This window comes from Cupriavidus sp. H19C3 (genome assembly GCF_049393815.1).
In the GTDB taxonomy this organism is placed as follows: Bacteria; Pseudomonadota; Gammaproteobacteria; order Burkholderiales; family Burkholderiaceae; genus Cupriavidus.
Genome location: NZ_CP184985.1, coordinates 1,740,540 through 1,752,900 on the forward strand (window position 1 = coordinate 1,740,540; position 12,361 = coordinate 1,752,900).

Here is a 12,361-nt window from a genome sequence, read left to right on the forward strand (position 1 = left end):
GAAAAGCGCGAGCATCAGCGCGGCTGCAGGCCGATCTGCTGCGCCATCTCGGCCAGGCGTTTCTGGTCGCGCACCAGCAGCTGCCGGAAGCTCTCCGGCCCGCGCTCGGCCTGAGGTGGCAATTGCGCGGCCAGTTGCTGCAGGCGCTCCTTGTACTCGGGCGACTCGATGGCCTGGTTGAGCGCCGCCGCCAGCGTGTCGATCACCGGCCTGGGCGTACCCTTGGGCGCCACCAGCCCGTTCCAGATCTGCAGGTCGAACTGCGGCAGGCCAGCCTCCGAGAAAGTCGGCACATCGGGCATCTGTGCAATGCGAGCCGGGGAGGAAATCGCGATGGCCTTCACGCGCTTGTCGTGATGCAGGTTCATCAGCGTCACGGTCTGGTCGATCACCCCGTCGATGGTACCCGCCATCAGGTCGGTCAAGGCCGGACCGGTGCCGCGATACTGCACAAGCTCGCCGTGCGTCCGGGTCATCTGCAGGAACATCGCCTCGGCCAGATGGGCCGAGGTGCCGGGTCCGCCCGAGCCGAGGTTCGGCTTGAACTCGCCGGCCCGCATGCGCTTCATCATCACCGGCAGATCCGGGATCGCGCTCTTGTTGCTGACCGCCAGCACCATCGGCACATTGGCCACGGTGCCGATGGCGCTGGTATCGGTGACCACATTGAGATTGGCCTTGGGATAGAGCAGCGGAATCAGCACCATCGAGTTATTGCTGAACATCAGCGTATAGCCGTTGGGGTCCGACTTGGCCAGGCGCTGGAAGCCTACCAGGCCGCCGGCCCCGGGTACATTCTCGACCACGACCGATTGCTTGAGTTCGGTCGACATCGATGCCGCCAGCATGCGCGCGAGCGTATCGAGGCTGCCGCCCGGAGAGACGCTGACGATGATCGTGATGGGTTTGGTCGGAAAGGCGTCGGCGGCGTGCACAGGTGCGCTCAACGCAAGACCGAGGCCCAGCGCTGCCGACAGCTTGGCAAAAAAGCGATTCATATCGAAGGTCTCCTTCATGGTTATGGTCCGCACGCTCATGGCGGCGTGCTGGCTTGCAAAGCTGCGGGTGGCGCCGCTCAGCGCCTGCGCGTCGTCGGTTCGTGTCACCCCGGCCGGCCCAGCAGGGCCACCAGGCGCGCCACCGCATCGGCGCCATCGAAGGTGCGGAGGCACGCGAAACTCTCGGTCACGGCGGCGTCCGACATGCCGCCGAGCGGCGCCAGCTGGCGATACTTGTCGCGGATATCGAGCCATTCCACGCCGCGCGGCCCGGAGCCGCGCGGCGCCCGGCAGGTGCTCGAGAACACGCGGCCGTCCTTCATATGGATCGTCACGGTGCCGCCGTGACGATGCGGAAAGCGGTCCGGCAACGGCGGCGGCGCGGGATCGAACGTGACCTTGTCCTGCAGCGCGGCGATAACGGGGTCCGCCATCACGGCCTCGTCCATATGGCGCCAGCCAAAGCCGCCGTCGACGATGGCCGCGGCGACGAAATAGACCAGGCTGTGCGCCGCGTCGACCAGGTTGCGCGGATGCGGATCGCCCTTGAAATTGGTCCACTGCACCGCGGCCGAGATCACCACCCGCTCGATATCGGCGGGTTGCAGATGGCCATGGCCCTGTCGTGCTTTCTCCGCGGCGTCGGCCGCGGCTTCGGCGGTGGCATGGAACGGATGCGCGCCGGGCATCAGCTTGATGGCCATATCGGTGACGATGTCCCACGATTCGCCAAGCCCGTGCGTGATGTCCTCGATGGCTTGCCCGCCGAGCGCGCTCAGAAACCCGCGCGGCAACTCCAGCACGCCGAGCTCGCCCTCGAACCCGCGCCCCGCCGCCGTGGCGGCCTGCACGCCCGTCATCACCGAGCTGCCCGCGTGATACTCGCGCGCGCAACTGGTATCGGCCGAGATCGCCATGCCGCCGATCGACGTGGCGGCCAGCGACAGCGCGTGGGCCATCTGCGGCACGCTCAGCCCGAGCAGGCGGCCGGCCGCGACGGCGGCGCCGAACACGGTGGACACCGAACCATGGAAACCGCGCTGCATGCGGCCCGGCGTCAGCGACTCGTCGATGCGCCCGGCAATCTCGTAGCCCATCACCATGGCGGCCAGCACCTCGCGGCCGCTCGCGCCGGTCTGTTCGGCCACGGCCAGCGCGGCGGTGGAAACGATGGTGCCGATATGGGCGATGCTGCGCATGTCGCTGTCGTCGGACGCGGCGGCGTCGCTGGCCACCGCGTTCACGCGCACGGCGCGCGTCAGCGGCAGCTTGCAGTCGGCAAACCATACCGTCGCCACGGGTGCGCCGCCCTCTTCCAGCTCCAACGCACGCACGATGCGCGCCGACGCGATGCCGTATCCCATGGCGGCGCTCGCCACCGTGCTGGCCAGGCACATCCGGGCCCGCTCCAGCGCGAGCGGGTCGATTTCCTCGACGGTGGTTTCCACGGCAAAACGAGCGAGCGACAGGGCGAGCGTCATCGGTGCATACTTGATTCGATCTCAACGTGGAATCGACTTTATTCCCATTGACATGCGCCGTCTGTCGAATAGATTTTTGAAATATTGACTTTAATTCAACGATTGCGATGCACAGGCTGAGGAACATGCTGGGCCCGCTGCGCGTGCTCGACGCGGTCTACCGCTGCGGCGGCGTGGGGCGGGCGGCCGAGCGGCTGCATATCACGGCGGGGGCCGTCAGCCACCAGATCCGCAAGCTGGAGACCGAACTGGGCACCGCGCTGGTGTTCAAGGATGGCCGCGAGATCGGCTTTACCGAGGCCGGGCGCACGCTCGCGCTACAGGTGGCCGACCTGTTCGACCGGCTGGAGACGGTGGTGGACAAGGTGGCCAATGCCGGGGGCGAGCGGCCCATCCGCGTCAAGGTGATTCCGAGCTTTGCGATCCAGTGGCTGATGCCGCGGCTGGCCAACTTCTATGCGCGGCACCAGGACATCGACGTGGAAATCGCCACGGTCTCGCGCGCCGACGACACCGACCTCAACAATGCGGATTTCGTGGTACGACGCGGGCGCGGCGACTGGCCCGACCTGCGTGCCGACCTGCTGTTCCGCGATGCCCTGGTGCTGGCGTGCGCGCCGGAAGTCGCGGCACGCCTGCATCGGCCGGAAGATGTGCTTGGGGAAAAGCTGCTGCGCTCGATCATCGCGCCGGACAGCTGGGATATGTGGCTGCGCGCGGTCGGGCTGGAAGCCGATGGCAACGTGCGTTTTATCCCGCTGGCCAATGCCGCGCTATGCCTGCAGGCCGCGGCGCAGAGCCTCGGCGTGGCGGTCACGCAGCGCGCGTACCTGACGCAGGAATTTGCGTCGGGCACGCTTGTGCAACCGTTGCCGCAGGTGGCATCGAGCGAGGATGGGTACTACCTGGTGTGGGATCCGGCCAAGTCACGGCAGGCGCCGTACCGGAAATTCGCGGAGTGGATGCTGGGGGCGTTGTAGACGGGGCCGCGTGCATCGCGTCATCGCCCCGGTCTGGCCCCTGCCCTGACTGCCGTACTGCCTTGCCGACGTAAGGCCCCGAGGCCCCCAGACGCCCGGCCTTCCGTCAGGACTTGCGCGGCACGCCGCCCAGCAGGGCCGCGACGGGGCGCTTGGGCGCCTGGCGGCTACGCGTGAGCGCGGCAGCCAGTTCGTCGGACGGCGACGGCGTGGCGCCGTTGTTGTGGCCGGCGGGCTCATAGGGCCGCGAGAAAAACGGATCGTCCGACGGCCGGAAAGCCGTTCGTCCACCGTGCTCGCCACGGCGGCGGCGGCCTTCGCCCTCGCCTTCACTGTTGTCGCGCGCGCGCCGCACATCGGCGCGCTGGCGGCGGCGGTCGCTTTCCTCGCTACGCGCGCGTTCACCGGTCGGATCGAAGCCTTCGAGCGTGCCGCGCGGAATGCTGCGCTTGATCAGCTTCTCGATATCGGCCAGCAGGCGATCGTCGCCGCCAGGCGTATAGATCGACAGCGCGTCACCGCTGGCACCGGCACGGCCCGTGCGGCCGATACGGTGCACATAGTCTTCCGCGCTGAACGGCAGGTCGAAGTTGATCACGCACGGCATGGCCGGAATATCGAGCCCGCGCGCCGCCACGTCGGTGGCGACGAGTGCGTCGATGGTGCCGCTCTTGAAACCGTCCAGCGTTTGCATGCGCTCGGACTGCGTCTTGTCGCCATGGATCGCGGCGGCATTGATGCCTTCGCGCTCCAGATGGCGCGCCAGGCGCGAGCAGCCGATCTTGCTGTTGACGAACACGATGCACTGTCGCGATTGCGATTCGCCGCTGCTTGCCGCGCGCTGCTTGAGCAGATCACGGCGGCCTGCTTGTGGCCGTCTTCCACCTGGTAGACCATCTGGCGCACGTTCTCGTTGGTCGAGTTGCTGCGCGCCACTTCGATCGTCACCGGCTGCTTCAGGTAGCTGGCGGCAAGCCGCTTGATCTCCGGCGAGAACGTCGCCGAGAACAGCAGCGTCTGGCGCTGGGCCGGCAGCAGGTTGATGATGCGTTGCAAGTCCGGCAGGAAGCCCATGTCGAGCATGCGGTCGGCCTCGTCGAGCACGAGCATCTGCACCTGCGACAGGTTCACGGACTTCTGCTGTACGTGGTCGAGCAGGCGGCCTGGCGTGGCCACAAGAATCTCCACGCCACGGCGCAGCGCGTCGGTCTGCGGGTTCATGTCGACGCCGCCGAACACGACCGTGCTGCGCAGATCCGTGTGCCTGGCATAGCGCGCCACGTTGTCATAGACCTGGTCCGCGAGTTCACGCGTGGGCGTGAGCATCAGGGCGCGCACCGGATGGCGTGCCGGCGAGGCGCTCGCGTTGGAGAGCGGCAGCAGGCGCTGGATGATCGGCAGGGCAAACCCGGCGGTCTTGCCGGTGCCGGTCTGCGCGGCCCCCATGACGTCCTTGCCCAGCAGCACGATGGGAATGGCCTGCGCCTGGATCGGCGTGGGCCGCGAGTAGCCTTGTTCGGTGAGGGCACGCAGGATACGCGCGTCGAGGCCGAAGCTGTCGAAGGTCTGCTCTGCCTGGGGCTGGTCTGGGAGGGTCGTAGTGGTCATGGTTTCGGTGTCTTTGCGGGCGTCGGGCCCGGCGCAATTCGGACACGCGTCTGGTACAGGGGGCAACGTGGCGGCAAGCCTGCGGCCACGCGCCGCAACTGGCTCGGCGGCTGGGTGGCGACCGAGTTTGCGACCGGCTCGGGGGCCGGGTTTGCGACCGAGTCGGCGGCTGGTGCGCGGCGCTTTGGCCGTTGCAGGCAATTGCCTAGAAAATCAAAGACTTGGATTCTACCACCATGACCGCCTCATGGTGCCGTACGTCACAGCGTAGGCGCACCCGGTGTCAACGGCGTGTCACAGCGGCGGCCACCGTGCGGCCAGAGACCGCAAACCCCATGAAAAAGCCCCGCTGGCCGGGGAGGTCGCGGGGCTGAAGTGGTAGCGGGGCAAGGGATCCTGGTTGCCCCGCGGCGTATCTTGCGATATCCGGCTGCACCGGACATCACCCGAACGCGGGGAATTTGGTGGGGTATCCCACACCCGTCCCACACCCGTCCCACGCCCGCACCTCACGCTCCGCACCTCACGCCGGACTACTCCAGCGGGGTCTCGCGAAAGACCGGAAACCGTTCAATGGCGGCGGCAAAGGCGGCCAGGGCCGGATGCGCATCGGCGGCTACCTTGCCCGGCAGCATGTGCTGGGTAAACGCCCACACCACCGCCGTGGTGAGATCCGCCTGGGTCAGCGCCTGCTGGTCGGCCGGCACCGGCGTACGCGCGATTTCGGCCTCGAGCAGGCCATAGGCGCTGAACAGCTGCCCGTCGACGCGCTCGAGCCAGGGCTGGTGGTATTTCTCGGCGGGGCGCAGGTTGTGCTCGTAGACGTTCTGCATGGTCTTCTCGCTGGCGGCCAGCGCCAGTCCAAGCACGTACAGGGCCTGGCGACGCGGTGCCAGGTCCCGCGGCATCAGGCTGCGCCCCGCCAGCGTCTCGGCGTAATCGATGATCAGCGTCGAATCCATCAGCGGCACACCGTCGTCGCAGACCAGCGTGGGGGCTTTCACCACCGGATTGATCGCACGGAACTGCTCGAAGGTACGAAACACCGAGACCGGCTCGTGCGTAAAGGGAATATCGAGCAGCTTCAGCGAAATCGCCGCGCGCCTGACGTAGGGGGAGTCCAGCATGCCGATCAGTCTCATCGTGGGGTCTCAGTGCGTATCGGAAAATCACAATGCTAATCGCATCGCCGGTGTCCTGCGCGCCACCGGCAAACCGGTCAGTTCCGGGTCGTATTTTTGATCGTATCAATCACAATATTGATTGGACTAGTCAATTTTTAGCGTTTGACCTAAACTTCGGCCTGCAAATGATCGATTCACGTATATCGATTGATCGATTCGGTCACGCATCGTCATCAGCCGTTGCTGACGAGACTCACAACCAGACAGGCGCCGCACCCCACGCGGCAGGAGACGAAGATGCAGATTTCCATCAAACGCGCCATCGAGCGCGTCCCCGGCGGCATGATGATCGTGCCGCTCTTGCTCGGCTCGCTCGTGGCGACTTTTGCGCCGGATGCCCCCAAGTTTTTCGGTTCGTTCACCGGCGCCCTGTTCACCGGCGCGTTGCCGATCCTTGCGGTGTTCTATGTGTGCATGGGTGCGAGCATCAACGTCAAGGCCACGCCCTACATCCTCAAGAAGGGCGGCGTGCTGTTTGGCACCAAGATCGGTACCGCCATCGTGCTCGGCGTGGTCATGGGCCACTTCCTTGGCGAGGCACCGATCTCGTCCGGCATGTTTGCCGGCCTCTCCACGCTGGCCGTGGTGGCCGCGATGAACGATACCAATGGTGGCCTCTACATGGCGCTGATGGGCCAGTACGGCAAACCCGAGGACGTCGGCGCGTACACCATCATGTCGCTCGAGTCCGGTCCGTTTCTGACCATGGTCACGCTGGGCGTGGCCGGTCTGTCGGCGTTTCCGTGGCCGACGCTGGTCGGCAGCATCCTGCCGCTGATGCTGGGCATGATCCTGGGCAACCTCGACCGCGAAATGCGCGACTTCCTCGGCAAGGCCGTACCCGTGATGATTCCGTTCTTCGCGCTCGCGCTCGGCGCCGGGCTCGACCTGCACAAGGTGTGGCAGGCCGGCATGCTGGGTCTGGGCCTGGGTGTGGCGGTGGTCGTGATCACCGGCATCACGCTGTACTTTGCCGATCGCCTGACCGGCGGCACCGGCGTCGCCGGCGTGGCGGCAGCCAGCACGGCCGGTAACGCGGCCGCGGTGCCGACGCTGATTGCCGCGGCCAATCCTGTCTACACGGAAGCCGCCAAGAGCGCGACCATCCTCGTGGCCGCCTGCGTGGTGGTCACCGCGGTGCTCACGCCGCTCGCCACCGCCTGGGTGGCGCGCCGCGTGGCCAGCCGCACCGATGCCGCGGTCGCAAGGACGGCCGCATGACGTGGCTGGTCATTGCCGACGACCTGTCGGGTGCCGCTGACTGCGCCATTGGCTTTGCCGCCGCGGGCGCGCGCACGGTGGTCACGCTGGATGCCAATGCGGGGCGCGATCCTGGCCGCGATCCTGGCCGCGATCAGGGCGGCCATACGTGCGCCAATACGGGCGGCGAGAGGGACGGCAATACGGGCGGCAATGAGGACAGCGACAAGGGCAGCCATACGGGCCGGGATAGCGACCGGGATAGCGACCGGGATATCGGCCAGGCGCAGGTGATTGCCGCCGACGTCGACAGCCGCCGCCTGGCGCCCGCGGCTGCCGCCGCGCGCAACCTCGATGCGTGGCGCCGGCTCGACGGCGCGCAGCGCCGGCTGTACAAGAAGATCGATTCCACGTTGCGCGGCAACTGGGCCGAGGAAACGGCCGCATTGCTGCCACACGCAGGTCTGGCCATCGTCGCTCCGGCCTTTCCGGCCACCGGGCGCACCACGCGCGATGGCTGCATGTTCATCAACGGCGAGCCACTTGGCGACTCCGATATCTGGCGCCTGGAAGGACTGCGCGGTCGCGCCGACATGGTCGCGTTGCTGGCCGCGCGCCAGGTGCGCGCGGTGGCGGTCTCGCTCGCCACGGTACGCGCGGGCGCGGACACCTTGCGCCACGCGATCGAAGCGCTGGCGCAGGACGGCACGCAAGCCGTGGTGTGCGACGCCGAGACCGAAGCCGATATCGCCACGCTGGCACAAGCCACCTCGTCGCTGTCGACGCGCGCGTTCTGGGTCGGCTCGGGCGGGCTCGCGCGCGTACTCGCCGCGGTAGCGCCCGGCACCGGCCCTGGCGCCACTGGTGCCGCAACCGGCCCCGCCACCAGCACGACCGGCGCGGGCGCCGTCCCGCCGCGCCGGCCCGGCCCCGTGCTTGCCCTCGTGGGCAGCCTGTCGGGCGTCTCGGGCCGCCAGGCGGCGCTGCTGCGTCAGGAAACCGGCATCGACGCCATCGAGATCGCGCCGCAAACGCTCCGCGACGGCGGCGGCCATGCCGCATGGAATGCGGCCCAGCAGGACATTGCGCGCCGCCTCGACCATGACTGCGACCTGCTGCTCACCATCGGCCGCGACGATGCGTTCGACCCCGCCGAAGGTCCGCTGCTCAGTACCGCACTGGCCGCGCTCGTGCTGCCGTGGTTCCACCGCGTGGGCGGGCTGATCGCGACCGGCGGCGAAACCGCACGCGCGATGCTGGCGGCCGCCGATATCGCGACGCTCGTGCTGCAGCACGAGGTGGAGGCCGGCGTGCCGCTGTCGCACACCCTAGAGATACCGCCGCGACGCGTTGCCACCAAGGCAGGCGCGTTCGGCAGCGACGCCGCCCTGTGGCGTGCGTGGCAGGCCATGAAGGCCCCATGATTCAAGGACAAATATGAGCGACTACCTCCCAGTCATCGGCATCACCATGGGTGATGCGACCGGCGTCGGACCCGAAGTGATCGTCAAGAGCCTGGCGCACGACACGGTCTACGCCCAGTGCCGCCCGCTCGTGATCGGCGACGCCGGCCGCCTGCGCCAGGCCGCCGCGCTGGTAAAGAGCCCGCTGCAGGTGCGCGCGATCCAGTCGCCCGAGGAAGCCCGCTTCGAAGCCGGGACCATCGACTGCATCGACCTTGGCCTGATTCCCGCGGACCTGCCGTTCGGCCAGCTGTCGGCCCTCGCGGGCGACGCCGCCTTCCGCTATATCGAACGCGCGGTAGCCCTGACCCAGGCCGAGCAGCTCGATGCCATCTGCACGGCCCCGCTCAACAAGGAAGCGCTGCACGCCGGCGGCCACAAGTTTCCGGGCCACACCGAGATGCTCGCGCACCTGACCGGCACGCCTGAAGTGTCGATGATGCTGGTGGCGCCCAAGCTGCGCGTGATCCACGTCACCACGCACATCGGCCTGCTCGACGCCATCCGCAAGATCGAACCCGGCCTCGTGCAACGGACCATCGAGCGCGGCCACGTCACGCTGCAGCGCGCCGGCATCGCGGCGCCGCGCATCGGCGTGTGCGGCATCAATCCGCATGCGGGCGAGAATGGCCTGTTCGGCCATGGCGAGGAAGAAGAGAAGATCATCCCCGCCGTCAATGCGCTGCGCGAACGCGGCTGGGACGTCGAGGGCCCGTTGCCGGCCGACACGCTGTTCTACCGCGCCGGCCGCGGCGATTTCGATCTCGTGGTGGCGATGTATCACGACCAGGGCCACGGTCCGGTCAAGGTGCTCGGTCTCGAGGCCGGCGTGAACATCACCGTGGGCCTGCCGGTGATCCGCACGTCCGTCGATCATGGCACCGCCTTCGATATCGCCGGCAAGGGCATCGCCGATGAAGGCAGCCTGCTGGAAGCCTTGCGGCAAGGCGCCGAGCTGGCCACGCGCCGGCAATGACCCCGTGGCCAGTCCGGCACCGCGCGGCAGGTCAGCGCGCCGTGCCGGCTGGCCCGTGCGGTAAGATCGTGGCTCCTTCACGCCACTGAACGCCAAACCCAATGAAAGCCGCCGACCGTCGACGCGCCATTCTCGAACGTGTGCTCTCCGGCGAGGAAGCCAATGTCGAGCGGCTGGTAGCGGCACTCGGCGTGTCCGAGGCCACCGTGCGGCGCGACCTCACCGCGCTCGCGCGCGAAGGCCGCATCGTACGCACTTATGGCGGCGCTGCCGCGCTGATGCAGGTAGGTTCACACGAACCGGAAGCCTCGCTCGAAGAACGCAAGGCCCTGCAGCGCGAGCAGAAGGAAGCGATTGCACGTACCGCGGCAAGTTTCGTGCAGGACGGTGACGCCGTACTGCTCGACAGCGGCACCACCGCCGCCGCGCTGGCACGCCTGCTGGCCGCGCGCGAAGACCTGCACGTCTACACCACCAACCTGATGGCCGTGAATGCGCTGGCGGGCCTGCCCAGGATGCGCGTGACGCTGATCGGCGGCGACGTGCGCCCGTCGAGCATGGGCACGTTCGGCCCGCTCGCGCAGCTCGCGCTGTCGCGCATCAGCGTCGACAAGGCATTTCTTGGCGCCGATGGCGTGGTAGCGGGCGTGGGACTCTGCGAAGCCAGCGCCGAGCAGGCGTACCTCAAGGAATGCATCATCCGCCAGGCCGCCGATATCTTCGTGCTGGTGGACGCCACCAAGCTCGGCCGCGCACGCCAGCAACACTGGACGCCGCTGGAGCGCGCATGGACGCTGGTCACCGATGGCGGCGCCACCACGGCCCAGCTGGAACCGTTCCGCGCGCTCAAGCAGGTGCGCGTCGAGGTCGCGGCCTGAGCCACATCAACGGCGGCGGCACCATTCCCGACCGCCCCTTACCCCTTCGACCGATCCCACGGATTGGGCAGGAAGGCGTTTGAATATCCCGAGATAAACGACTTGCTCTCGCCGGACTCGGTATAGACATGGCGCCGCACGCCGCCGATATTGGCGCCGTACACATGAATGCTGATCGAGACGCGGTCATCGTAGGCGTTGTGCACGCGATGGATATCGCCAACGGTAGGCGATACCGCCTCCACGTGCCCGGGCTCGAGCCGACGCGGCTTGCCATGGGGGAGCGGCCGCCCTTCCGCATCGCGCACATACGGCTGTGAGTATTCGGCACCGCGCAGCATGCCGATCAGGCCCCATACCGTGTGGTCGTGGATCGGCGTGCGCTGGCCCGGCCCCCACACAAAGCTGACCACCGAGAAGCGCTCGGCCGAGTCGCAATGCAGCAGCATCTGTTGATAGTGATCGGGATGTGGCTGCGCAAACGCTTCCGGCAGCCAGTCGTCGCGTGCCACCAGCGTGGCGAGCATCTGACCGCCCTGGTCGAGGATGCGTGGCTCGGTGGGATGTTCGTCCAGCAGTTGCGTCAGGTCGGTGATGAACGCGCGCAGCGGCGCGAGCGACCGGATGGCGGGGTCAGTCATACCGTGTCTCCTGCCCGTGATGAGTATGTTCTGGAAGATAGCGGAAATCGGCGTGGATGCCATGGCGCCATGCGCGCCGGTCACGGCCCGACCCCGGCATAGCGACGACTATGGCACAGGCGTGCGGGACGGGCATTGCATAAGCACACGCAATTTGCGCCGATCCATTGCCCGCGCGACGCTAGGGCTGCGACAGCGAGAACTCGTGGTGACTGGTATTGACCCGCGACACGCGGTATTCGATGCGCTCGTCATGGTACGACGAGGCCACGCGCAGGACCATCAGCAAGGGGCTTCCCACCTCGACGCCAAGCAAGGCATGCTCGTCCTCGCCCGCCGCCGTCGCCCGCAGCCGTTCCTCGGTGCGGATGATGTTGATGCCGAACACATCCTGGTAGAAGTTGTAGAGCGTGTTGGGACGCTCACGCAACTGCTTCTCGGTCAGGTCGCGAAAGCGTGCCTCCGGTACCGTGATCGCATCGATCATCACCGGCTGCCCTTCCAGCGACAGCACATTGGTAAAGCGGAACACGGACGCGCCCACCGCCAGTCCCAGCGCGGCAGCCTCGTCCTTGTCGGCCCTGGCTTTGCGAAAGCGCGCCAGCCTGACGGTCGGATAGGCGCGGTGACCGTCCTGCCGCACGATGCGGAAAAAACGGAAGAAATGATCCTCGAGCCGATGGGTGGCGACAAAGGTGCCGCGACCCTGGTGGCGGATCATGATGCTCTCCGCCACCAGTTCGTCGATCGCCTTGCGCAGGGTTCCGATCGAGACGCCGAAGCGCTCGATCAGCTTGCGCTCGGACGGGATGACCTCGCCCGGCTTCCATTCGCCTTCGGCCAGCGCGGCCAGCAGCGCCCGCTTGACGTCCTTGTAGAGCACGCCGCCAATGGCCGTACCCGCATCGAATGCCGCACCCACGTTCCAGTTCCTCGAAGGAATGCCGGGCAC

Annotated in this window: 10 protein-coding genes and 1 pseudogene; 5 read left to right on the forward strand and 6 right to left on the reverse strand. The window is 67.4% G+C overall.

What is annotated here, in order from left to right; translation table 11 throughout:
• Positions 1-14 precede the first annotated feature (14 nt).
• Together DFLDMN_RS08040 and DFLDMN_RS08045 are read right to left on the reverse strand one after the other, a co-directional pair.
• The gene (locus DFLDMN_RS08040) at positions 15-1,106 is read right to left on the reverse strand and encodes a Bug family tripartite tricarboxylate transporter substrate binding protein (RefSeq protein ID WP_423197937.1); all 1,092 of its coding nucleotides are present in this window, start codon (positions 1,104-1,106) and stop codon (positions 15-17) included.
• A complete protein-coding gene (locus DFLDMN_RS08045; protein ID WP_423197938.1) occupies positions 1,103-2,479 on the reverse strand; it encodes an MmgE/PrpD family protein in 1,377 nt (458 codons plus the stop codon). The genes DFLDMN_RS08040 and DFLDMN_RS08045 overlap by 4 nt, the downstream gene beginning before the upstream one ends.
• 125 nt (positions 2,480-2,604) lie before the next feature.
• Here DFLDMN_RS08045 and DFLDMN_RS08050 point away from each other — a divergent pair, with 125 nt between their 5' ends.
• Positions 2,605-3,459, forward strand: coding sequence for a LysR substrate-binding domain-containing protein (locus tag DFLDMN_RS08050; RefSeq protein ID WP_423197939.1), 855 nt, complete (start codon positions 2,605-2,607; stop codon positions 3,457-3,459).
• Positions 3,460-3,565: 106 nt separating this feature from the next.
• Here DFLDMN_RS08050 and DFLDMN_RS08055 read toward each other — a convergent pair.
• Both DFLDMN_RS08055 and DFLDMN_RS08060 read right to left on the reverse strand, forming a co-directional pair.
• Positions 3,566-5,067: pseudogene (locus DFLDMN_RS08055) on the reverse strand (DEAD/DEAH box helicase).
• 533 nt (positions 5,068-5,600) lie between these two features.
• Positions 5,601-6,209, reverse strand: coding sequence for a glutathione S-transferase family protein (locus DFLDMN_RS08060; RefSeq protein WP_423197940.1), 609 nt, complete (start codon positions 6,207-6,209; stop codon positions 5,601-5,603).
• 279 nt (positions 6,210-6,488) lie between these two features.
• Between DFLDMN_RS08060 and DFLDMN_RS08065 the strand changes: the two genes are divergently transcribed.
• The 4 genes from DFLDMN_RS08065 to DFLDMN_RS08080 all read left to right on the forward strand — a co-directional run bounded on the left by DFLDMN_RS08065 (position 6,489) and on the right by DFLDMN_RS08080 (position 10,768).
• Positions 6,489-7,472, forward strand: coding sequence for a 2-keto-3-deoxygluconate permease (locus tag DFLDMN_RS08065; protein ID WP_423197942.1), 984 nt, complete (start codon positions 6,489-6,491; stop codon positions 7,470-7,472).
• On the forward strand, positions 7,469-8,875 hold the full coding sequence (locus DFLDMN_RS08070; protein WP_423197943.1) for a four-carbon acid sugar kinase family protein: 1,407 nt from the start codon (positions 7,469-7,471) through the stop codon (positions 8,873-8,875). The genes DFLDMN_RS08065 and DFLDMN_RS08070 overlap by 4 nt, the downstream gene beginning before the upstream one ends.
• Before the next feature lie 13 nt (positions 8,876-8,888).
• Positions 8,889-9,890, forward strand: coding sequence for a 4-hydroxythreonine-4-phosphate dehydrogenase PdxA (gene pdxA / locus DFLDMN_RS08075; protein WP_423197944.1), 1,002 nt, complete (start codon positions 8,889-8,891; stop codon positions 9,888-9,890).
• 101 nt (positions 9,891-9,991) lie between these two features.
• The gene (locus DFLDMN_RS08080; protein WP_423197945.1) at positions 9,992-10,768 is read left to right on the forward strand and encodes a DeoR/GlpR family DNA-binding transcription regulator; all 777 of its coding nucleotides are present in this window, start codon (positions 9,992-9,994) and stop codon (positions 10,766-10,768) included.
• 38 nt (positions 10,769-10,806) lie between these two features.
• Here the strand turns inward: DFLDMN_RS08080 and DFLDMN_RS08085 are convergent, their stop codons facing one another.
• Complete coding sequence (locus DFLDMN_RS08085; protein WP_423197946.1) at positions 10,807-11,409, reverse strand: cysteine dioxygenase; 603 nt, start codon at positions 11,407-11,409, stop codon at positions 10,807-10,809.
• 181 nt (positions 11,410-11,590) lie between these two features.
• Complete coding sequence (locus tag DFLDMN_RS08090) at positions 11,591-12,331, reverse strand: GntR family transcriptional regulator (RefSeq protein ID WP_423198357.1); 741 nt, start codon at positions 12,329-12,331, stop codon at positions 11,591-11,593.
• Positions 12,332-12,361: the final 30 nt, after the last annotated feature.

Excerpts from the sequence above, each read along its gene's own strand:
- DFLDMN_RS08045 (WP_423197938.1), bottom strand. The coding sequence starts at position 2,479 with ATGACGCTCGCCCTGTCGCTCGCTCGTTTTGCCGTGGAAACCACCGTC.
- DFLDMN_RS08050 (WP_423197939.1), top strand. The coding sequence starts at position 2,605 with ATGCTGGGCCCGCTGCGCGTGCTCGACGCGGTCTACCGCTGCGGCGGC.
- DFLDMN_RS08060 (WP_423197940.1), bottom strand. The coding sequence starts at position 6,209 with ATGAGACTGATCGGCATGCTGGACTCCCCCTACGTCAGGCGCGCGGCG.
- DFLDMN_RS08065 (WP_423197942.1), top strand. The coding sequence starts at position 6,489 with ATGCAGATTTCCATCAAACGCGCCATCGAGCGCGTCCCCGGCGGCATG.
- DFLDMN_RS08070 (WP_423197943.1), top strand. The coding sequence starts at position 7,469 with ATGACGTGGCTGGTCATTGCCGACGACCTGTCGGGTGCCGCTGACTGC.
- pdxA (WP_423197944.1), top strand. The coding sequence starts at position 8,889 with ATGAGCGACTACCTCCCAGTCATCGGCATCACCATGGGTGATGCGACC.
- DFLDMN_RS08080 (WP_423197945.1), top strand. The coding sequence starts at position 9,992 with ATGAAAGCCGCCGACCGTCGACGCGCCATTCTCGAACGTGTGCTCTCC.
- DFLDMN_RS08085 (WP_423197946.1), bottom strand. The coding sequence starts at position 11,409 with ATGACTGACCCCGCCATCCGGTCGCTCGCGCCGCTGCGCGCGTTCATC.